Raw genomic sequence first — 22,293 nt, forward strand, 5'->3', positions numbered from 1 at the left:
GCGACATGAAGAACATGAAGAAGGTGGTCCTGGCGCTGTGCGCCACCGTGGGGCTCGGCGGCTGCGGAGACCTGACGGTTCCCGACCTGAACAACCCCAGCTTCGAGTCGTTCGAGGAGACCCCGACGCGCACGGCCGTGATCAACTCGGCCACGGGCCTGCTCATCGGGACGCGCGCGGTCATGTCCAACCAGAACGGGTACGTGGCCCTCCTGGGCGTGCTCGGGCGCGAGGGCGTCGTGCTGGACTCGGCGGATCCCCGCTACATCGGCGAGATGTTGCAGGGGCCCGGGTTGAACGGGGGGAGCCCCGCCTTCGGCGGCAACTTCTGGAACGCCCCCTACGCCAACATCCGCAACGCCAACACCCTGCTCAACGCCCTGGAGAAGGTGGACGGGGTGAGCGAAGCCGAGAAGAACGCCATCCGTGGCTTCGCGAAGACGATCCAGGCGCTGGACTTCCTGGTCATCATCACCACCCGGGACAAGGCGGGCGCGCCCATCGACGTGAACCGCCCCTTCGGCAGCGAGCTGGCCCCCATCGTGACGAAGGAGGAGGTGTACAGCCACATCGCCAGGCTGCTCGACGAGGCCAAGGCGCACCTGCAGGCCGGCGGGAACGCCTTCCCCTTCCCGCTCAGCAGCGGCTTCAGGGGATTCGACACGCCCGCCAGCTTCCTCGAGTTCAACCGCGCGCTGAAGGCGCGGGTGGACGTGTACCGCGAGGACTGGAGCGGGGCGCTGGCCGACCTGGACGAGTCGTTCCTCGATGAGGCGGCCTCGTTCGACCTGGGCGTGTACCACGCCTTCGGCACCGGCTCCGGTGACGTGAAGAACACGCTCAACGGCCCCAACATCTACGCCAACCCCAGCCTCGTGGCGGACGCGCGCAAGCAGGCGGATGACACCACACCCGACGCCCGCGTGCAGCGCAAGGTGGCCGTGACGACCAAGACGGGCGAGATGCCGGGCGCCCAGTCGGTGTTCAATCTGGCCTTCACCCAGTACAAGTCGGACACCGCGCCCATCCCCATCATCCGCAACGAGGAGCTCATCCTCCTGCGCGCCGAGGCCCGCATCCGGCTGGAGCAGTACGCGGCCGCCAATGAAGACCTCAACATCATCCGGACGCGCTCGGGCAACATTCCCCGGGTGGAAGAGGCGCTGAGTGGCGACGCCGCCATCTCCGAGCTGCTCTACCAGCGCCGCTACTCGCTGCTCTTCGAGGGCGGGCACCGGTGGATCGACATGCGCCGCTACGGAAAGCTGGAGGAGCTGCGCCAGGAGGATCCCGCGGGCATGGACTTCACCGTCCACGATCACTTCCCCATCCCGAAGTCCGAGACGGACGCGCGTCAGTAGTCCCCTCGTCGTTCCCCGGTGACGGGAGCGGGGCCATCCCGGGTTCCGCTCCCGCACTCCGGGTCGGGGTACACTGGGGCCCCCATGAGCGGCCCCATCCTCGGCATCGACTTCGGCACGACCAACACGGCGGCGGCGTTCTTCGACCGTCAGGGCAAGCTCAGGCTCGTCCCCATCTCGGAGAAGAACTTCATCCTCCCGTCCGTGGCCTGGTACCACTCCACGGACAAGGCCCTCGTCGGCCTCGCCGCGCGCCGGCAGATCATCGACGATCCGCGCCACACCCTCTTCGGCACCAAGCGCTTCCTCGGCCGGCGCTACCAGTCCGAGTTCGTCCAGCGGCACCGCGAGCGCTTCGCCTTCAACCTGATGGAGGGCCCGGATGGCTACTGCGCCGTGAAGGTGTATGGCCGGGTGGCGCCGCTCAACGAGGTGGCCTGGTTCATCATCCGGCAGGTGCTCACGCTGGCCAACCACGCCGCGGGCGAGCCCTTCACCGAGTGCGTGCTCACCGTGCCGGCCCACGCAAGCATCCGCCAGCGCGAGGCGGTGCGCCACGCGGCCGAGCGCGCCGGCCTGAAGGTGCGCGCCATCATCAACGAGCCCACCGCCGCGGCGCTCTACTACGCCAACCTGCGCAGCCCCGAGCAGACGGTGATGGTGTTCGACCTGGGCGGCGGCACCTTCGACGCCACGCTCATGTCCGTGCGCAACCGGGTGGTGAAGGTGATGGCCACCGGCGGCGACGCCTTCCTCGGCGGCGCCAACTTCGACGAGTGCATCGTCGAGCACCTGGTGGAGGAGTTCCGCCAGCAACACGGCGTGGAGCTGCGCGGCAACAAGGTCGTCATGCAGCGGCTCGTCTTCGCCGCCGAGTCGGTGAAGATTCAACTCTCCCGGGCCGAGGTGGCGGACATGCGCGTGCCCTGCATCGCGCAGGGGTCGGACGGCGGCTTCCTGGACTTCCAGTTCCGCCTCACCCGCAAGCGGCTGGAGGAGATGACCTCCCGGCTCATCGATCGCACCGTGTCCGCGTGCGACGACGTGCTGGAGCGCGCGGGCCTGAAGGCGGCCCAGGTGGATGAGCTGGTGCTGGTGGGCGGCCAGACGCGCATGCCCGCCCTGCGCGAGCGCCTCTCGCACTTCCGCCGCTTCTCCTCGGAGAAGGACGTGCACCCGGAGCTGGGCGTGGCCGTGGGCGCCGCCATCCTCGGCCGCAACCTGTCGCGGCCCGGCGGCACCGGGTTGATGGACGTGGTGCCCATGCCCCTGAGCGTCATGCTCCCCGGCGGCGCCACGCACGAGGTCATCCCCGCCAACACCCCCGTGCCCTGCCGCAAGGCCGTGTCCCTCGTGGGTCTGCCTCCGGGCACCACGCCCGTCCCCGTGCTCGTCTTCGAGTCGCTGGACACCACCAGCGTGGACCGCGAAATCCTCGGCACCCTTCAGGTGGGCCCCGAGTGGCGCACCGGCCGCGGCGGCCCTCCCCGGCTCGAGCTGCACATGGGACAGGACTTCGTGCTCGAGGCCTTCCTCGTCGCGCCCGACGGCCGCCTCTTCCCCGCTCCCATCGCGGATGCCAGGCCTCAAATGAGAGTGCCCCGGGCCGCGGCCTCCTGACGGGCCACGGCTCCGGGGCGGGGATTCAACCCGGGGTGACGGGTACCCTCACCCCGTCCCTCTCCCGAAGGGAGAGGGGGGGTCTTCGCTCACTGCACCGTGAAGATCAGGTCGTCGCGGTCATCGTACGAGCCCGTGCTGCACGTGGACGCGGAGCCGTTGTAGCGGAAGTTCGCGCGGATGGCCTGCAGGCTCCCCGTGGGCAACGTGTACGTGGCGGAGATCGTCGTCGCACCCTTGCTGCCCGGCTTGTACGAGCCGATGAGCTTCCACGACGGGTTGCTGGCGCTCGCCGAGTAGTAGAGGTCCAGCGTGTCCGCCGTGGTGGAGTAGGCCCACACCGTGGCCTCCACCTTCACCTGCTTGCCGGCGGCCAGGTTCGTCCCGTCCGTCGTGGTCACCTTGAGGCGGTCGTTCGACTCGTCCGAGTGGTAGGAGCCCGAGGTCCCATCCGTGCACGTGCCGTTGATGGTGTTGGGCTTGTTCGTCTCGGGGCCCACGCCACCGCGGCCATTGAGCAGCGTGCCCGAGTCGCAACCCGCCCCCGCGGCCGCGCACTTGGGCGCCTTCAGCGTCGCGTCATAGGTGGCGGTGTTGATGGTGCCCCCCCCACCCCCACCATCCGAGCCCCCACCCGTCGGCGGCGGGGTGTTGCCCGTCGTCGCGCCCTTGGCCACCTCGCCCAGGAAGGCCGCGGCCAGCTTCGCGAACTTCACCGAGTTGTTCGCGTTGCCGGACGTCACCGACAGGGTGTCGCTCGAGGTGTGGATGTTCGGATTGTCCGAGCTCAGCGTCCCCTCGAAGGGCATCACGGCCGGGTAGCCCGCGCTGTTCCACGAGGCGTGGTCCGAGCAGCCGTAGCCGCACGTGAAGCGGGTGTACGTCATCCCCGGCAGGTACGTGGTGATGAGGCTGGTGGTGAAGGAGGTCAGCGACTCGTTGGTGTTGTCCGTCACCATGCCGAAATCGTAGGTGGAGCCCTTGTAGTTGGTCATGTCCAGCTGCAACACGCCCACCACGTTCGCCATGCTGCTCTTGTGCTGGTTGGCGATGTCCGCCGAGCCCTTCAGGCCGATCTCCTCGGCGGCATAGGCCATGAACTTCACCGTACGCGCCGGCTTGTAGCCACTGGCCATGGCCACCCGGAAGGCCTCGGTGAGCGAGGCCACGCCCGAGGCATCGTCATCCGCGCCCGGCGCGGCGTAGGAGGAGCCGTTGGTGTTGATGGAGTCCAGGTGGCCTCCAATCACCACCACCTCGTCGGGCAACGTGGTGCCCTTGATGGTGGCGATGACGGACGGCTGCGGAGAGACGCTGCTGGGGTGCGCGTGGAACGCCACCGTGACGTCGGTCCGCCCGTTGGCGATGGTGGTCCACTGGTCCTTCAGCCACGTGGCCGCGTCGATACCCGACTGCAGGTTGTAACGGCGCGACGTCCAGTTCGTCGACAGCGAGTTGATGGTGTTGCGGATGTTGATTTCCTGCACCCCCGCCATCATCGCGTTCACCGACGGACCGTTGTTGATGTTGTAGCTGATCGCCGCCGCCAGGGCCTGCGGCGGCGCGCTGGCGCTCTCCACCTCCGCCAGGGCCTTCTCCTCCGAGTCATGGGCGACGAAGCCCGCGCACCGGTGGAGCTTGTCGTGCATCACGCCCGCGAGCTTGTCGATCTGCGACTCGCGGATGCGCAGCGCCGCCACGCCCCCCTTCTCGCGCAGCGAGGCCGACAGCGCCACGCCCTGCGCCTTGAACGAAGCACGTACCGTGGGCAGCGCGTCCGTCCCGATGGTGATCCACACGTCCTTGTCCTGCTGGGGGGCCTCCGCGAACGCGGGGGTGGAACACACGAGCCACACGGCGATCGGCCCGAACTTCCTCGTACCCATGGGATTCTCCTCGGCACTGGTGCTTCTTCGTGGGGGCTTGCCCGAACCCGATAGCTCCGGTTCGCGCGAAAGGCGGTCTTATCCACCAACACGAGAACTTATCGCCGACGAGGGAGGTTAGGAAATAACATAAATTGTAGAACTACAAACGATACCTCCTTGGAGCCCCGCCGAGCGCTGTCGCCCTCGAAGCCCACCGGGAGCATGCACCCCAGGGGCGGGGGCATTCGTGGTAGCAAGGCGGTCACGGGCCGGTCCGCGCGGAGGACTTCCCCTTCCCCGGCACCGCGACAAGGTTTCAAGGATGCAGGCAGGTGAGCCGCTCTTCGTTCATCCCGGGCTGAAGGTACGTCCGTGCGAGTGGGGTTACGGCGTCTTCACGGACCAGGCCATCCCCGAGGGCGCTGTCATCGAGGAGTGCCACTACCTCAAGGTGCCCTTCCGCTCGGTGCGCAGCTCGATCGTCACGGACTACGTGTTCAACATCGAGTGGGGCCCGCACGAAGAGGACCGGGGCGGCGAGTGGGTGGCGATCGTGATGGGCTTCGGGATGATCTACAACCACGCGCAGGAGCCCAACGTGTCGTACTACCGGGGCTACCAGCGGGGGGAGGCGCCCAAGGACGTCTTCACCTTCTACGCGCTGCGTGACATCGAGCCGGGCGAGCAGCTGTGCATCAGCTACGGCGAGAACTGGTGGAAGACGCGCGGCCAGGACATGCCCTGAGCCGGAAGCCCGCTTGCTTGTCGCTGCGTCGAGGCACGTGACATAAAACGGTGCATGCGCATCGGACGTCTCGGTCTCGTGGGTGTGGCCACGCTGGTGGCCTCGTGCGGTGGGAAGGAGTTCCGCGTCGGAGGAACGATCAGCGGGCTCTCCGGCGGTATCACCCTCCAGCTCAACGGGCAGGAAGACCTCACCCGGGAGGCGGACGGACCGTTCTCGTTCGAGACCCGTGTCGAGGATGGGGAGGACTACGCGGTGACGGTGGCCACCGCGCCTCCCGAGCAGGACTGCACCGTCGAGGGGGGAACGGGGAAGGTGGCCGGCGCGGACGTGGGCTCGGTCCAGGTGCGCTGCGCGGCGAGGACGTACTCGCTCGGCGGCACGGTGGAGGGCCTGGACGGGACGCTCGAGCTGAGCCTCGGCGGCGAGACGCTCCGGGTCACCACGAATGGCCGCTACACCTTCGCGACGAAGCTGCCCCGGGGCGGCACGTACACGGTGGGCGTGGCCTCGCAGCCCGCGAACCAGCGCTGCTCCGTGTCGAACGGGAGCGGGACGGTGGCGGGCAACGTGGAGGACCTCTCGGTCCGGTGCGTCCACTGGTACGTGCTGGACAACCATCAGGCCGCCAGCGTGGTCATCGGCCAGAAGGACTTCACCAGCGGCGTTCCGGACCAGGGAAACGCCACCGCGGGTGCGAACACCCTGAATGGGCCCTGGGGCAACCCGGTGCTCGCGGGCGGACGGCTCTACGTCTCGGACCAGAGCTCCCACCGCGTCCTCGGCTTCGACGGAGTGCCCGCGGCCCACGACGCCTCCGCGACCTTCGTGCTCGGGCAGGCGGATTTCACGGGCAGCACGCCGGGATTCGGGCAGAGCGGACTCGAGAGACCCGAGGGCCTCGCCAGTGATGGGACCCGCCTGGCCGTGGTGGACTATCTCAACAACCGCGTCCTCCTCTACCCGGCGCTCCCCACGAGCAGCGAGGCTCCGGCCACGCGGGTGCTCGGCCAACCCGGCTTCGACGAGAACGACACCGAACCCGGCCCGTGTGACGCGAGCTCGTTCCACCTCCCCGAGGGCGCGTTCATCGGCCACGGCAAGGTGCTCGTGGCCGACAGCGCCCACAACCGCGTCCTCGTGTGGAACACGATTCCCACCACGAACGGAGCCCCGGCGGACCTCGTCCTCGGACAGCGCTCGTTCGACACCTGCGCCTCCAATGACACGACGGGGGACGGCGTGAGTGACGGCGCCCCCTCCGCCTCCACCCTCTGGAACCCCATGGGCGTGTGGACGGATGGAACGCGCCTCGTCGTGGTGGATGGCGCGAACAGCCGCGTGCTCATCTGGAACCAGTTCCCCACCTCGAACGGGCAGGGCGCGGACCTCGTCCTCGGGCAGCCGGACTTCACCTCCCGCGGCACGGCCACCACCGCGTCCGGACTGAGAATCCCCTCCTACGTCGCCTCCACCGGGCTGCAGCTCTTCGTGGCCGACAGCCAGAACCACCGGGTGCTGGGGTGGAACCAGTTCCCCACCACGAACGGGGCGGAAGCGGACCTCGTCCTCGGACAGCCGGACTTCACCTCCGCGACGGAGTCCGCCCCGAGCGACCGCGGCCTCCACCAGCCGGGTGGCCTCCTCCTGGCGTGGCCTCACGTGGTGGTGCCGGACACCAACAACAACCGCCTCCTCGTCTTCACCAGCCGCTGAGCTCCATCCCGCTCTTGCCTGTCTGGCCGCTCTCCTGGCGGGAGACCTCGTTTTCCGAGGAACCAGAAACTTAGTAGGGGCACGGACTATCCGAGTTTCATTCCCGGTGTATGATTACGCACACTCGCGGGGAATAAAGGGGACGACACAGGAAGCTCCGGAATCCGGACCATCTCGTGGAGTCCTCCCGAAGCTCCCCTTCGAGCGTGAGTGCTTCGTAGGGGACGCCGCCGGACATGAAGAAGAACGAAGCAGGTTCCGTGAGCTGGACCCCCGCCGCCTCCGTGGTGGTGGACCCGGATCTGGACGAGCGCACGCAGGCCGCGGACGTGGAGTCGCTCTTCTCCTCCACTTCGCCCCCCCGAGACGAGCGCTCGCAACCCAATACCTGGGATGGCCCCTCGGGCTCGGGCATCTCCGGCTCCGGAATCTCCGGCTCCGGCATTTCGGGCTCTGGCATCACGGGCGAAGGGGAGCAGCAGGGCAACGCGCTCAGGCCCGGCACGCGCATCCAGCACTACGAGCTCATCCGCGAGCTCGGCAGTGGTGGCATGGGGACCGTCTTCCTCGCCCGTGACACCCGGCTCGGCCGGCGCGTGGCCATCAAGTTCCTGCACACCCAGGACGCGGACCTCACCAAACGATTCATCCTCGAGGCGCGGACCACCGCGCGCTGCAGCCACGAGAACATCGTCATCATCTACGAGGTGGGCGAGTCGCACGCCGGCCCGTTCATGGTGCTCGAGTTCCTCCAGGGCCAACCGCTCACGAAGGTGATGGGCAAACAGCGCCTGCCGCCCGCGCGGGCCGTGGAGCTGATGGTGCCGGTGGTGCGCGCGCTGGCGTGCGCCCACGAGCAGGGCATCGTCCACCGCGACCTCAAGCCCGAGAACATCGTCGTGACGGACTCGGGCGGCATCAAGGTGCTCGACTTCGGCATCGCCAAGGTGCTCCAGGGCGACGAGCCCAACGAAGGGCTCCTCACCCAGGCCCACGGCAAGCCCCACCTGCCCTCCGTCGAGGAGCTCGGCGAGGACATCTCCAACCTCACCCGCCGCGGCGCCATCATGGGAACGATGGCGTACATGGCCCCGGAGCAGTGGGGCATCGGCGTCCCCATCGACCACCGGGCCGACATCTGGGCCGTGGGCATCATGTTGTTCCGGATGATCGCCGGCAAGCACCCGTTGGACCCGCTGCGCGGCCCGCAGCTCATGGTCACGGCGATGATGGACGAGCCGATGCCGCGCCTGCAGAGCGTGGTACCGGACGCCCCGCCGGACCTTGCCGCCGTCATCGACCGCTGCCTGCTCAAACCCAAGGACGAGCGCTTCCCGGACGCGCAGTCGTTGCTGCGCGCCCTGGAGCCCTTCCTGCCCGGCCGCTACAGCCGCGAGCTGCGCATCGACGAGAGTCCCTACGCGGGCCTCAGCTCCTTCCAGGAAGCGGACGCGGACCGCTTCTTCGGCCGCACCCGGGAGATCGCCGCCCTGGTGAACCGCATCAGCGACCGGCCACTGCTGGCCGTCGTGGGCCCATCGGGTACGGGAAAGTCCTCGTTCGTGCGCGCGGGCCTCGTGCCCGTCCTCAAGCGCTCCGGAACGGCCTGGGAGTCGCTCGTCATCCGCCCCGGGCGCAGCCCGCTGACGGCCCTGGCGAACATCATCGCGCCGCTGATGAGCTCCTCCACCACCGTCGAGGAGGACATCCAGGAGCAGCAGAAGCTCGTCGAGCGCCTGCACGCCGAGCCCGGCTACGTGGGCAGCGTGCTGCGCAGCCGCGCCCGGCGCGAGCGGCGGAAGATATTGCTCTTCATCGACCAGTTCGAGGAGCTCTACACGCTGGTGCCGGACGCCCGGGAGCGCCTGGCCTTCACCGCGTGCCTGTCGGGCATCGCGGACGACGCCACCTCCCCCATCCGCGTCATCCTCTCCATCCGCTCGGACTTCCTGGACCGGGTGCCCGAGGACGAGCGCTTCATGGCCGAGCTGAGCCAGGGGCTCTACTTCCTCACCTCGCCCAGCCGCGAGGGCCTGCGCGACGCGCTGGTGCAGCCGGCGGAGATGGCCGGCTACCAGTTCGAGACTCCAGCGATGGTGGACAACATGCTGGAGCACCTGGACGCCACCCAGGGCGCCCTGCCGCTGCTGCAGTTCGCCGCCACGCAGCTCTGGGAGTCCCGGGACACGAAGCGCAAGCTGCTCACCGAGAGCGCCTACCAGTCGATTGGGGGCATCGCGGGCGCGCTCGCCAGCCACGCCGACAACGTGCTCGCGAGCATGTCCAACACGGAGCGCACGCTGGTGCGCGCGCTCTTCCTGCGCCTCGTCACCCCGGATCGCACGCGCGCCATCGTCTCCCTGGACGAGCTGCGCGAGCTGACGAAGGACTCGGGGGAGATGCAGCGGCTCATCGACCACCTCGTCCAGGCGCGCCTGCTCGTCGTGCAGACGGGAGGCGGCGCCACGGGCGCCACGGTGGAGATCGTGCACGAGTCGCTGCTGCACAGCTGGCCCACGCTGCGGCGCTGGCTGGACGAGGGACAGGAGGACGCGGGCTTCCTGGAGCAGCTGCGCAACGCGGCCCGGCAGTGGCAGGCCAAGAACTTCGACGACAACCTGCTGTGGCGCGGAGAGATGGTGGAGGAAGCGCAGCGCTTCCAGCGCCGCTTCCGCGGGGAGCTGCCCCGGCTCCACCAGGACTACCTCGAGGCGGTCTTCTCGCAGGCGAAGAAGGGCAAGAGGCTGAGGCGGGCGCTGCTCATCGGCGCCACGACCTTCCTGGGCCTGCTGGTCATCGCGGCGGCGGTGGCGCTGGTGGTCATCCGCAACGCGCAGCAGGAGGCCGAGCGCCAGGCGGAGGTGGCCTTGAAGGCGGAGGTCGTGGCGCGCACCGCGGAGATGGAGGCGAAGCAGCGTCTGGCCGAGGTGCAGGCCAAGGAGTTGGAGCGTCAGAAGGCGCAACAGGAGGCGGAGGCCGCCAACGCGCAGGTGGAGCTCACCAACGAGGAGCTGCTGCGCAAGAACGACGAGCTGCTGTCCGCGCTCGAGCGGGCCCAGGAAGCGCAGCTGCGTGCCAAGGGCGCCAGGAGACGCGCCGAGAGGAGCGCGAGGGAGGCACGCGAGGCCAAGGAAGAAGCCATCCGGGCGGCGGAGAGCCTCGCCACGTTGCTGCGCCGCGAGCAGGAGCGCGTCCAGCGCCTGCAGTCCCAGCTCGGCAGTCCGGTCATCGAGGTCCTGAAGTGAGAAGGATGATGAACACGTCCAAGGTCGCTCTCACCATGTCGGCGGCGCTCCTGGCGCTGTGGGCGGTGCCCGCGGAGGCCCAGCGGCCCCGCCCCCGGCAGCAGGCCGGCGCGCAGAAGTCCGCCAGGAAGCAAACCGGCTCCAAACAGCGGGGCCGCGCCCGGCCCGACTCGCCCGCCGCCGAGTCCGCCCATGCGGGCACGACCCCGGATGCCCCCGTCCTGGCGTCACAGCCCACCTCTCCACAGCAGCCGAACACCTCGCTCGAGCCGGTCGGGGAGCGGCCCTGGGCCAACGGCGTGTCCAAGCAGCAGCAGGACACCGCGATGGCGCTCTTCCAGGCGGGCAACACGCTGCTCAAGGAGTCCGTCTTCGTCCAGGCCGCCGAGAAGTACCGCCAGGCGCTCGCGGCATGGGATCACCCGGCCATCCACTACAACCTGGCGCTGGCGCTGATGAACCTCGATCAACCCATCGAGGTCCACGAGCACCTGGTGGCGGCGCTGCGCTACGGCCCGGCGCCCCTCGAGAACGAGAAGTTCGAGTACGCCCGCAACTACAAGACGCTCATGGAGCGGCAGCTCGCCCGGGTGGACATCTCCTGTGACACGCCCGGCGCCACCGTGACGATGGACGGCCAGACGCTGTTCGTGGCCCCCGGACGCTACACGGGGCTGGTACGCCCCGGCGCGCACAGCATCGTCGCCTCGAAGGAGGGCTTCCTCCCCACCGACCAGAGCCGCACGCTGCTGCCCGGTGAGACGACGACCCTCGAGCTGAAGATGTTCACCTCCGAGGACCTCATCGAGTACCGGAGGAAGTGGCCCGCGTGGATGCCCTGGCTGGTGGCCGGTGCGGGCATGGCCGTGGGCGGGGGAAGCAGCTGGCTCCACCTGCAGGCCCGCGACAACATCCGCGCCCTCGATGCCGGGGTCACGGAGTGTGGTGGCTGCTTCCTGACGCCGAGCCTCGACGCCAACCGAACCCGCGCCAACACCTACCAGACCCTGGCCATCGGTGGGTATGCCGTCGGCGGGGCCGCGCTCATCACCGGCGTGGTGCTCGTCTACCTCAATCAACCCCAGCCCCATCGCATCGATCCCACCCAGAAGAAGGTGGAGGTCGTGGGTGTCACCCCCCTGATCGGCGGCGGCACGGGCGGTCTCCTGACGACGTTCCGTTTCTGAGGTCTCCCATGAGACGTGAGCAGCCTCCTCCCATGACCGGCCGTATCGCCACGATCGCGCTGGCGCTGCTGGTCCTCCCCTTCCTCCCCTCCTGCTTCGAGCCCACGAGCGTCGAGTGCCCCTCCGGGCTCTTCTGCCCCACCGGCCAGAAGTGCGCCGCCAAACAGGACGTGTGCATCAAGACGGACTGTGGCGACGGCATCATCCAGGAGGGCGAGGCCTGCGACGACGGCAACATCGTCGACGGCGACGGCTGTAGCCGCACCTGTACGTCGACGGAGATCTGCGGCAACCAGATCGTCGACACGGCGCGGGAGGAGGTCTGCGACGACGGCAACACCCGCGGCAAGGACGGCTGCAGCGCCGACTGCAAGTCCAGCGAGCTGTGCGGCAACGGCATCGTGGACCGGGCCGTGGGCGAGGTCTGCGACGACTACAACACCCGCTCGGGTGACGGCTGCAGCGCCGACTGTCTGTCCATCGAGACGTGCGGCAACGGCTACGTGGACACCGCCAAGAACGAGAAGTGCGACGACGGCAACACCGACAGCGGTGACGGCTGCAGCGCCGACTGCCGCTCCCAGGAGAGCTGCGGCAACGGCTACGTGGACATCGCCAAGGGCGAGGTCTGCGACGACGGCAACAACGTGAACACCGATGGCTGCAGCTCCGACTGCAAGTCCAACGAGACGTGCGGCAACGGCGTCAAGGACATCTCGGTCGGCGAGTTCTGCGACGACGGCAACAACGTGAGCGGCGACGGCTGCAGCGCCGACTGCAAGTCGGGCGAGGGCTGTGGCAACGGCGTGCGCGACTCCGACGAGCAGTGCGACGACGGGGGCGAGTCGCCCAACTGCAACGCCAACTGCACGCTGCGCATCTGCGGTGACGGCATCGTCAACCACACCGCGGGGGAGCAGTGCGACGACAGGGGCGAGTCGCCCAACTGCAACGCCAACTGCACGCTGCGCCAGTGCGGCGATGGCATCGTGAACTCCAGGGCCGGGGAGCAGTGCGACAACGGTACCACCGCGGACAGCCCCAACTGCGACAACGACTGCACCATCCCCTTCTGCGGCGACAGCCACGTCAACGGCACTCTCGGCGAGGTGTGCGACACGGGCGGCAATACGCCGACGTGCAACGCCAACTGCAAACCGGCCGCCTGCGGCGACAAGTACCTCAACACGGCGGCTGGCGAGCAGTGCGACGATGGCCCGAACTCGCCCTACTGCGACAACGACTGCACGCCGCCCCTGTGTGGTGACAACACCCTCAACACGGCGGCCGGCGAGCGGTGCGACGACGGCAACACCAGCAACGACGACGACTGCCTCGGCTCGTGCCAGCCCAACATCTGCGGCGATGGCAGGGTCAACGTCTCCGGTCCGACGCGCACCGAGGCCTGCGACGACGGCAACACCACCACCGAGTCCGAGTGCGCGTACAACACCCGCACCTGCACCTACTGCAACGCGACCTGCTCCGCCGTCCTCGACCTCACGGGCCGCTACTGCGGCGACGGCTCGAGGAACGACCCGAGCGAGCGGTGCGACGACGGCAACACCACCACCGAGACCGAGTGCTCGTACGGCAACGCGAGCTGCTCGGCGTGTGACGCGGCCTGCTCGACGGTGCTCAACCTCACGGGCCGCTACTGCGGCGACGGCGCGAAGAACGACCCCAGCGAGGCGTGCGACGACGGCAACAAGGTCACCGAGACGGAGTGCAGGTACGGCGACGAGACCTGCACCCTGTGTAACGAGACCTGCTCGGCCACCCTCAACCTCACGGGCCGCTATTGCGGCGACGGCGCGAAGAACGACCCCAGCGAGGCGTGCGACGACGGCAACAAGGTCACCGAGACCAGCTGCCCCTACGGCCAGGAGAACTGCACCCGGTGCAACGCGACCTGCTCCACCGTCCTCAACCTCACCGGCCCCCACTGCGGTGATGGCATCAAGAACGACCCGAGCGAGGTCTGTGACGACGGCGACAAGATCACCAACACCGAGTGTCCCTATGGCCAGCAGACCTGCACCCTGTGCAACGCGACGTGCACGGAAACCATCGCGCTCACGGGCCGCTACTGTGGTGACGGCACGAAGGACGCGAGCGAGACCTGCGACGACGGCAATACCACCACCGAGACGTCCTGCCCCTACGGCGAGGCGAGCTGCACCCGCTGCAACGCGACCTGCTCCGCCGTCCTCAACCTCACCGGCCCCCACTGCGGGGACGGCACGAAGGACGAGAGCGAGGTCTGCGACGACGGCAACACCATCACCGAGACCTCATGCCCCTACGGCACCTTGAGCTGCACCCGGTGCGACGCGACCTGCTCGGCCCCCCTCAACCTCAACGGCCCCTACTGCGGTGACGGGCTCGTCACCAACTCCGAGGTGTGCGACGACGGCAACTCCAATACCTGCGGCACCTGCAATGCCTCGTGCACGCAGAACCAGCTCGAGAGGGCCACCGGCACCATCACCACCGTTGGGGGCACGAGCCTCAATGATGGCGACAGGTTCACCATCATCGATGGCATCAACAGCACCACGGTCACCTTCGAGTTCGACAGGTTCGGAGGTGGAGTCGGCGGGAGCAATATCGCGATCCCCTACGCGAACTCCGATTCGTCGAGCCAGATCGCCAACTACGTCGCGGAAGCCATCAATACGAAGGTGACCGTTCCCTTCGATATCTCCGCGACGGCAAGCGGAAACACCGTGACCGTCGAGCACCAATTGGAGGGCGCGTACGGCAACCGCGCCATGACCGAGAACGTCAACGGGAGCGCCTCCTTCAAGGTCAACGGGCTGTCCGGTGGCGGCGGCTACGACTGCCCGGCGGGCACCGGGTGCACGAGAGACCAGGACTGCGACCCCAGCCTGGTGTGCATGCCCGACGGCACCTGCGGAACGCCGTAGGTCCGTCGTCCATCAGTGGAGCCGCCGGCGCCAGGACGTGGCCGGCGGCCGCGTTTCCAGCGCTCGACGGCACCGGCGACTCCCCGCCCCCACCGCGAGGACACCTTCCGGCCACGAGTGGCTCCGACTTGTCCGACAGTCGGACACGTTCGCGAAGAACGCGGCCGGAAGGCCGGTGGGGCTCGCGAACGAACACAGGGCCCGGCTCGGGCACACCCGAAAAGAAGACGCCCGGGGCCTTGGGGCACCCGGGCGTCAGGACTTCAGCGCTTCAGCGCGAGGGCTTCAGTAGGTGCCCTTCATCGTCACGTTGGTGTACGCGCTGTAGCCGTACGAGCAGGCGTACCAGGTGCCGGCGCTCGGATTGCTGATGGTGCAGCTCTCCGTGTTGCCGCTCTTGTACGGACGGCAGTTGTAGCTGCTGGTGGTGGGCTGCGCGCCGAAGCGCACGTACAGGTCCGCGTCGCCCGAGGTGCCCGTCTTGCCCGTCTGGTTGAAGACCACCGACGTCTTCCCGCTCGGCACGCTCAGCGTGAAGCAGGTCCACGAGCTCTTGGCGCCCGAGTACTGGGCCGACTCCACGCCGCTGGTCAGCACGTTGCCCCCTCCGTCGGAGCCCGTGGTGTACGCGCCCTTCAGGCTCATGCTCGAGGCGGCCGAGTAGCCGTAGATCTTCACATACCAGGTACCGGCGCTCGGCGTGGCGAAGGAGCAGCTCTCCGTGTTGCCGCTCTTGTACGGACGGCAGTCGTACGAGGAGCTGGTCGGCTCGGCGCCGAACTTCACGTACATGTCGCCGTCACCCGAGCCACCGCTCAGGTCGAACTTCAGGTTGGAGGAGCCCGCGGGCACGGCCAGCGTATAGGTGCAGCTCCACGCGCCGGAGGCCACGGAGATGCCGGTCACCGCCGTGCCGTTGGTGAGCGCGACGGGCGTCGTGCAGGTCGGCGGCGGAGGCGTGGTGGCGCCCACCCCCACGGCCGTCCAGGCCGCCGTCACGCCCTCCACGGTGGCCGTGTCGTAGCCGAGCGCCGTCGCGGCCTGCTCGGTGTACGTCTTGGCCTGGGCGAACGTGGTGGACGCCGTGAAGTAGTCCGTGTTGGCCTTGTAGAAGATGCGGCCCGCCGTCTCCACGCCCAGCGTCGGCACCACCGTGGTGCTCTTGCCGCGCGGGTGCGTGCCACCCTTCGACATGAGCGCGAAGGCCAGGTTGCTGATACCCGAGCTGTAGTGCACGTCCACGCCCGAGGAGTAGTCCGGGAACCAGTCGAGCGAGTCACCGTCCTTGGCCGGGTCGTCCATGTAACGGAGCGCGTCGTTGGGCGTGGCCGGCGTCCAGATGTCCTCGCCGATCATGAAGATGTCCGGGGTCGTGGCCCAGGTGCCGGTGAAGTAGCTCTCGCACACGCCGGCGAAGATGTCGGACATGGACTCGTTGAGGCCGCCGGACTGGCCCGAGTAGATGAGGTTGGACTCGTGCTCGGTCACCGCGTGGGTGAGCTCGTGCACGGTCACGTCCAGGTCCTTGCCCAGCTCGATGGAGTTCACGCCGTCCCCATCGCCGTACACCATCTGGGTGCCGTCCCAGTAGGCGTTCACGTAGTTGCGGCTGTAGTGGACCGTACTGATGAGCGTGCCGCCCGCGTTGTCGATGGAGTCGCGGCCGAAGAGGTTCTTGTAGCAGTTGTAGGTGTCGCCGAGCTTGTCGTAGTTGGTGTCGACGTGGGCGTCGCCCGTGGCGGCCTGGCCCTCGCCGCGCTTGAGGGTTCCCGGCGTACTCGTGCCGTTGTTGGCCGAGTACACCTTGCGGTTGAGCGCCGTGTGGATCTCCGAGGCACGGCCGAGGAGGGAGCCATCGCGCGCGCTCACGAAGACGTGGTCACGCACGGGCAGCGTCGGGCCCTCGCCCGTCACCTCCACCTCGTAGGCCAGCTGGAGGCCGCCGACCTCGGGACGGTAGTAGACGAGCCGCGCGCTCCGGGCGGCGAGGCCCGTGCCCTTCGTGTTGCGCAGGGCGGCCGTGGTGGCGGCATCCCGGTCGATGCGCGCGGTGGCCGGAACGTTCTCACCGTCGCGGGCGGTGCCGTTGACGGCGTAGACGCGGCCGCTCTCGTCCACGTGCACGATGAGCTCGTGGCCCACCACCGGCAGCCCGTTCTTCATCTGGGCATAGCGGATGTGGGTGTGGCCCCGCTCGTCCACCGTGGTGCGCCAGGCCACCAGATCCGCCACATCCAGACGGAAGATGGGGGCGATGCGGGTGAGCGCGTCACCCACCCGGGCGCTCGCGTCTCCGGCCGCGAGACCCCGAAGCGACTCGCCCGCGGAGCCGAAGTCACCGCGCACGAAGAAGGGAATCACCCCGTCCGAGTGCCTGCCGAGCACCTCGGCACCGGGGATGACGCTCAAGGCGGCCTTCACGTCGGCCGAGGAAAGGGTGCCAACATCGCCGGTGCTCTCCGGCGGAGACTTGTCCGAGCCCTCCACACCGCACGCCGCCAGGGGGAGCGCGAGGAGCGCAGCCAGAATCCGATTACGTACCAAAGGGGGTACCTCCTGCTGGCCGGTGACGAAGATGTCACCGCAGCCGGGGCTTGCTTTCAGCAGGATGCATGCCGTTCAGATAAAAATGTCTTCCCCTCTGATACGCGCTTTCCTGAGTAACTAATTGGAGCACCAACGCTCCATCTTTCTCAAGAAACAAGTATCAACATTTGACAAACACCTCGCCAAGGGCGCGAAACTACGGATTGTTTGGCGTTCCCGCCATCTGTCCTGATTTCGGACACCTCCCGGGTGGTGGGTCACGGGCCACCCTGCGTCCCGTACAGAAATCCCGAGAGGAGGGGCAGGCAGGGAAGCGAGGGAGCGGCTGGCGGGTTCATTTGACTTTCAAGGCGATGCGGAAGAATGGAAGCGTCGCGTCAGCGTTACTCCGGGGCACACCCCTTCACCTCATCGCAGGTCTCCATGATGTCCTTCGTCCTCCTGGCCCAGATGGGCAATGAGCAGGTTGGCTGGCTCAGCCGCAAGCTGCTCGGCGTGACGCTCACCAGTGCCGAGTGGGTGCTCTGGGTGCTCGTCATCCTCTCCGTTCTCTCCATCGCGCTGATGCTGGAGCGGGCCGTGTACTTCGCCACGCACCGGCTGCCGAACTCCGAGGAACTGGCCCTGCGGCTGGCCCGGGGTGAGCTCGAGGCGGTGCGCACCGCCGTGGGCAACCACAAGGGAATGGAGGCCGCCGTGCTGCGCGAGGCCCTCGCCTCCGTGGACCAGGGCGCGGACACGGTGGAGCAGGTCATCGCCTCCACGGTGGCGCGCGAGCGTCCCCAGTACGAGCGCTACCTGTCGTTCCTGGGCACGCTGGGCAACAACGCGCCCTTCATCGGCCTGTTCGGCACGGTGCTCGGCATCATCAAGGCCTTCCACGACCTGGGGAACATGGGTGCCAAGGGCGCCGCCATCCAGCAGACGGTGATGGCGGGCATCTCCGAGGCGCTCGTGGCCACGGCCGTGGGCCTCGCGGTGGCCATCCCCGCGGTGGTGGCCTTCAACGTCTTCAACCGTCAGCTCAAGACGCTCACCTCGCGCACCAACGCGCTGGGTCATGCGCTGGTGGGCAGCCTGCGCGCCGAGCGTGCCGGGAGCGCTCCGCGCGCCGTGGCGTCCGGGGAGGCGCGTTAGCTCATGGCCGGCGGCGCGCAGGACAACGACGACGAGATCACGGGCATCAACGTCACCCCGCTGGTGGACGTGGTGCTGGTGCTCCTCATCATCTTCATGGTGACGGCCAACTTCATCGTCCGCGAGACGGTGGAGGTGGACCTGCCCCGCGCCGCCAATGGAGGCGAGACGGTCCAGGGGCTCGTCAACGTGGTGCTCGACAAGCAGGGCAAGCTCTTCTTCGACGGAGCGGAGGTGAGCGAGGACGAGCTGCGGCGCAAGGTGGTCGAGTCGCTGGCGAAGGACAAGGACACGCGCGCCATCATCAGCGCGGACCAGAGCCTGCCGTACGGGCGGGTGATGCGGCTCATCGACGTGGTGAAGGGCGAGGGCATCGCCAAATTCGCGCTCAACATCGAGAAGGACGTGGCGCCCGCGGCTGCACCCGCGGCGCCCTGAAGGGAGTCCCAGGGCCATGAGCCAGGCCGCGCTCGACTCCCCGCTGTCCGTCCGCCGCGACCGCTCGTCGCTGGCGGTGCTCCTCTTCCTGCTCGTGTCCCTCGCGGTGCACGGCGTGGGCTTCGTGCTGCTGTCGCGCATGGCGGAGCGTCCCTCGCCCGTGGTGCAGCGCCCCGTGGAGCTGGTGATGGTGGAGGTTCAGAAGCCGCCTCCTCCCCCGCCTCCGCCGCCCCAGGAGGAGCCCAAGCCGCCGCCACCCAAACCCAAGGCCGCGCCCAAGCCGCCTCCGGTGAAGGTGGCCCAGGCCGAGAAGCCGCCGCCCCCGCCTCCGCCGGACGCGGCGCCCCCGCCGCCCAATGACGCGCCTCCGCCCGAGCAGCCCTCCAAGCCGGTGCCGCTGGTGGTGGGCATCTCCATGTCCTCCACCACGAGCGCGGGTGGCTTCGCCGCCCCGGTGGGCAACACCGTCTATGGAAAGACGGGCGACAAGGCCGCGGATCCCAAGGACGTGAAGGCCTACTCGGCGCCCAGGTACGTGCCGGTGTACCAGGTGGACACCCAGCCCACCGTGGCCTCGGAGGTGAAGATTCCCTATCCCGACGAGGCCCGGCGCGCGGGCGTCGAGGGCACGGTGACGCTCTCCATCACCGTCGACAACGAGGGCCGCGTGGTGAAGGCCGTCGTCATCAAGGGCATCGGCTACGGCTGCGACGAGGCCGCGCGCACCGCCCTGCTGCGCTTCCGCTTCAAGCCCGCCATCAAGAATGGCGAGGCCGTGTCCACGGAGATGAAGTACTCGTACACCTTCCTCCTGGACTGAGCGCCTCGTACCTGGAGTGAGGCGTCCACACCTGGACGCCCACTCCCCCCCCACTCCCTCGCCCCTTCCGCCTCCGGTGTAGAGTCCCCGCACCTACCGCCGAGGAAGACGGATGACGCTCTCCGCCGAGGATCGTTTCAACATCGAGGTCATCAAGCTGCTGCTCCAGGTCGCATGGGTGGACCGGGAGATCACCACCGCCGAGCGCATGGTCGTCCTCGGTCTGGGCCGCAGCTGGAGCGTGCCCGAGACAGAGCTGCACGCCTTGATGGACCGCTTCAAGGCGGGCGGGACGATGCCCGAGCCGGATCTCGAGGTGCTGCGCACCCGTCCGGACGAGGTGCTGGAGGCCGCGCGCGCCATGTGCGTCTCCGACGGCAAGCTCGCCGAGGGAGAGAAGGCCATGCTCGAGCGCATCAGCGCGAAGCTGGGCGTGACGCCGCAGGACTGATCCGCGGCGGACGCGTGACTCAGGCCACCGCCGGCTTCGCGCCGGGCGCCAGGTGCACGTTGATGCTCTGCGTCCCCGTCACGCCCAGGTACGTCTCCACGTTGCCCTTGCCGCCCTGCTCGAAGGTGATGACCTGCGAGCGCGAGCCGATCTTCGCCTCGATGGTCAGCTTGTTGCCGTTGGCCGTGTACGTGGCCTGCGACGACCTGGAGCCATTGAGACTGATCTCCGCCTTGCCATCCTCGAGCAACTTCAGCGTGAGCGAGAGCTCGCCCTTGTAGAAGACCGTGTCGATCTTCCCCTTGAAGGCGGCCTGGGTGGCGCCCAGGTCGATGAACTCGCCGCTGCCCACGTTCACGAAGAAGATGACCTGCGCGAGGATGTTCAGCTTCGTGCCCGCCGCCGTGCCACGCCCGATGAAGTTGCGGAAATCGACCATGTTCTCCCTGTCCGATGTCGGAACCCGCGCATCGTAACAACGGCGGATGGCCCACCCACCCGGCTTTCGTGACCGCGCGGGCGGGGGACCCGAGGAATGGTCGCCTGGAGAGCGTTCGCGCTCAGGGGCGGCGGCTCTTCACGGGCGCGAGCAGCACGGGGCGCGGCCGGGTGAAGCGGACCAGCCCGAGCGTGGGCGAGCTCACGTTCGCCACATTGGCCAGCATCAGCGTCATCAGGGCCGCCTTCTCGCCGAGCGGCCGCTTCAGCAGGGGCGCCGGGAAGGCCACCTGGAGCTGCTCCTCCAACGGGCTGCCGCGGTTGGAGCGGCCCTTGAACCCGCCCTCGGTGCGCTCCAGGACGTAGAGACAGGTCCCCACGCGGCCATTACAGCCAGTTCCCCTCTCGACCCGCTCGCGGAGGCTACCGCGCGCGCAGCCGCACCTTCACCCCGTGCTTCGGGCGCAGGGTGATGGACGGCAGCAACTCCACCGCGTCGCCGGGTACCCGCTCGAAGCGGAACCGCTGGGCCAGCGTGGCCAGCACCAGCCGCGCCTCCATCATCGCGAAGCCCGAGCCGATGCACAGCCGAGGGCCTCCGCCGAACGGGAACCACGCGAAGCGTGGCAGGCGCTGCTCCAGCCCGCCCGCCCACCGCTGGGGACGGAAGGCCTCGGGCTCCTCGAAGAAGCGCGCGTCCCTGTGCACCGTCCATGGGTTCATCACCACCACCGCCCCCGCGGGGATGCGCCAACCGCCCACCTCGTCCTCCTCCAAGGCCTCGCGACTGAGGGACCAGGCGGGGGGATAGAGCCGCAGGGACTCCTTCACCACGCACTCGGTGAAGGGCAGCGCGGGCAGGTCCTCCACCGTGGGCTCCCGCCCTCCCAGGACCGAGTCCAGCTCCCGGTGCAGCGCGGCCTCGGCCTCCGGGTTCCGGGCCAGCAGGTGGAAGCAGAAGGCCAGGGTGATGGACGTGGTCTCGTGGCCCGCGAGCGCCAGCGTCAGCACCTCGTCGCGGATCTGCTGGTCGCTCATCCGGCCCCCCTCCTCGTCCTGGACGTGGAGCAGCAGCGACAACAGGTCTCCCGCGTCACCGCCCGCCTCGCGCCGCCGCTGGATGAGGTGGGAGACGAACACGTTCAGCCGCTCCACCGCCTCCCGGTAGCCCAGGTTCTCCGGCGTGGGCAGCCAATCCGGGAACACCACGGACTGCAGCCGGGCGAAGTGCTCCATCACCCGGGCGAGCGCCGGGCCCACGGCCCCCGCCTCTCCCTCCGCCTCCAGGTCGAACAAGCTCTTGATGACGATGCCGAGCGTGAGCCGCATCATGTCCGCGTAGACGTCGTGGACCTCGCCGTCCCGCCAGGACGCGAGCTGGCGCCGGGCATGCCCGACCATCACCTGCCCGTAGGCCGCGAGGCGCTGGCGATGGAAGGCGGGCTGCATGAGCCGACGCTGGCGCAGCCAGGAGTCGCCCTCGTTGGTGAGCAGTCCCTTGCCCAGCAGGCGGCCTCCCAGAATCCGTTGCTGGAGCTTGTCCTTGACGTAGTGCCGGTGACGGGTGACGAGGACGTGCTCGATGTGCTCCGGATGCTGGAGCACATACGTGGGCCCACTCAGGAAGTTGACGTACACCACGTCCCCGTACCCGCGAGCGCATCGCTCGATGAAGGCGAGCGGCTCCTTCGCGTAGTCGAGCACGGACCCGAGCACGGGCAGGGGACGGGGACCGGGGGGAAGCTGGGCGCGCGAGGTGCTCATGCACCCAGCTTGGGGGCCGCGCCGGC

General features: G+C 68.6%; 16 protein-coding genes. 11 read left to right on the plus strand and 5 right to left on the minus strand.

What is annotated here, in order from left to right:
* Positions 1 to 5 precede the first annotated feature (5 nt).
* Together JQX13_RS06185 and JQX13_RS06190 are read left to right on the plus strand one after the other, a co-directional pair.
* Positions 6 to 1,361 (plus strand): RagB/SusD family nutrient uptake outer membrane protein, encoded by a 1,356-nt coding sequence (locus JQX13_RS06185; protein ID WP_203408137.1) that lies wholly within the window; start codon positions 6 to 8, stop codon positions 1,359 to 1,361.
* An 84-nt stretch (positions 1,362 to 1,445) separates the two neighbouring features.
* Positions 1,446 to 2,981: an Hsp70 family protein gene (locus tag JQX13_RS06190; protein ID WP_203408138.1), complete on the plus strand. Its 1,536-nt coding sequence runs from the start codon at positions 1,446 to 1,448 to the stop codon at positions 2,979 to 2,981.
* 89 nt (positions 2,982 to 3,070) lie between these two features.
* On the opposite strand, the gene JQX13_RS06195 is transcribed toward JQX13_RS06190, so the two are convergent.
* Positions 3,071 to 4,867 carry a M20/M25/M40 family metallo-hydrolase gene (locus JQX13_RS06195; RefSeq protein WP_203408139.1) on the minus strand — a complete coding sequence of 599 codons (1,797 nt, stop codon included), beginning with the start codon at positions 4,865 to 4,867 and terminating at the stop codon, positions 3,071 to 3,073.
* Positions 4,868 to 5,171: 304 nt separating this feature from the next.
* On the opposite strand from JQX13_RS06195, the gene JQX13_RS06200 reads away from it, so the two are divergent.
* From JQX13_RS06200 to JQX13_RS06220, 5 genes are all read left to right on the plus strand, one after another.
* Positions 5,172 to 5,594 carry an SET domain-containing protein-lysine N-methyltransferase gene (locus JQX13_RS06200; protein ID WP_203408140.1) on the plus strand — a complete coding sequence of 141 codons (423 nt, stop codon included), beginning with the start codon at positions 5,172 to 5,174 and terminating at the stop codon, positions 5,592 to 5,594.
* Positions 5,595 to 5,648: 54 nt separating this feature from the next.
* On the plus strand, positions 5,649 to 7,310 hold the full coding sequence (locus JQX13_RS06205; protein WP_203408141.1) for a hypothetical protein: 1,662 nt from the start codon (positions 5,649 to 5,651) through the stop codon (positions 7,308 to 7,310).
* Between the two features lie 236 nt (positions 7,311 to 7,546).
* Complete coding sequence (locus tag JQX13_RS06210) at positions 7,547 to 10,555, plus strand: serine/threonine protein kinase (protein ID WP_203408142.1); 3,009 nt, start codon at positions 7,547 to 7,549, stop codon at positions 10,553 to 10,555.
* 5 nt (positions 10,556 to 10,560) lie between these two features.
* Complete coding sequence (locus tag JQX13_RS06215) at positions 10,561 to 11,742, plus strand: PEGA domain-containing protein (protein WP_239014578.1); 1,182 nt, start codon at positions 10,561 to 10,563, stop codon at positions 11,740 to 11,742.
* A gap of 8 nt (positions 11,743 to 11,750) precedes the next feature.
* Entirely contained in the window at positions 11,751 to 14,672 is a 2,922-nt protein-coding gene (locus tag JQX13_RS06220; RefSeq protein WP_203408143.1) for a DUF4215 domain-containing protein, read from the plus strand.
* Positions 14,673 to 14,957: 285 nt separating this feature from the next.
* Here the strand turns inward: JQX13_RS06220 and JQX13_RS06225 are convergent, their stop codons facing one another.
* A complete protein-coding gene (locus tag JQX13_RS06225; RefSeq protein WP_203408144.1) occupies positions 14,958 to 17,216 on the minus strand; it encodes a M4 family metallopeptidase in 2,259 nt (752 codons plus the stop codon).
* A gap of 426 nt (positions 17,217 to 17,642) precedes the next feature.
* Between JQX13_RS06225 and JQX13_RS06230 the strand changes: the two genes are divergently transcribed.
* The 4 genes from JQX13_RS06230 (at position 17,643) to JQX13_RS06245 (ending at position 20,065) form a co-directional block, all read left to right on the plus strand.
* Positions 17,643 to 18,356: a MotA/TolQ/ExbB proton channel family protein gene (locus JQX13_RS06230; protein WP_203408145.1), complete on the plus strand. Its 714-nt coding sequence runs from the start codon at positions 17,643 to 17,645 to the stop codon at positions 18,354 to 18,356.
* 3 nt (positions 18,357 to 18,359) lie between these two features.
* Complete coding sequence (locus JQX13_RS06235; protein ID WP_203408146.1) at positions 18,360 to 18,794, plus strand: ExbD/TolR family protein; 435 nt, start codon at positions 18,360 to 18,362, stop codon at positions 18,792 to 18,794.
* A gap of 16 nt (positions 18,795 to 18,810) precedes the next feature.
* Entirely contained in the window at positions 18,811 to 19,614 is an 804-nt protein-coding gene (locus JQX13_RS06240) for an energy transducer TonB (RefSeq protein WP_203408147.1), read from the plus strand.
* Between the two features lie 112 nt (positions 19,615 to 19,726).
* On the plus strand, positions 19,727 to 20,065 hold the full coding sequence (locus JQX13_RS06245) for a TerB family tellurite resistance protein (RefSeq protein ID WP_203408148.1): 339 nt from the start codon (positions 19,727 to 19,729) through the stop codon (positions 20,063 to 20,065).
* A gap of 19 nt (positions 20,066 to 20,084) precedes the next feature.
* On the opposite strand, the gene JQX13_RS06250 is transcribed toward JQX13_RS06245, so the two are convergent.
* The 3 genes from JQX13_RS06250 to JQX13_RS06260 form a co-directional block, all read right to left on the minus strand.
* Positions 20,085 to 20,504 carry a hypothetical protein gene (locus JQX13_RS06250; RefSeq protein ID WP_203408149.1) on the minus strand — a complete coding sequence of 140 codons (420 nt, stop codon included), beginning with the start codon at positions 20,502 to 20,504 and terminating at the stop codon, positions 20,085 to 20,087.
* A 121-nt stretch (positions 20,505 to 20,625) separates the two neighbouring features.
* Entirely contained in the window at positions 20,626 to 20,883 is a 258-nt protein-coding gene (locus JQX13_RS06255; protein WP_203408150.1) for a hypothetical protein, read from the minus strand.
* A 43-nt stretch (positions 20,884 to 20,926) separates the two neighbouring features.
* Positions 20,927 to 22,267 carry a cytochrome P450 gene (locus JQX13_RS06260; RefSeq protein WP_203408151.1) on the minus strand — a complete coding sequence of 447 codons (1,341 nt, stop codon included), beginning with the start codon at positions 22,265 to 22,267 and terminating at the stop codon, positions 20,927 to 20,929.
* Positions 22,268 to 22,293: the final 26 nt, after the last annotated feature.

It is taken from the genome of Archangium violaceum (genome assembly GCF_016859125.1).
GTDB classification, from domain to species: Bacteria; Myxococcota; Myxococcia; order Myxococcales; family Myxococcaceae; genus Archangium; species Archangium violaceum_A.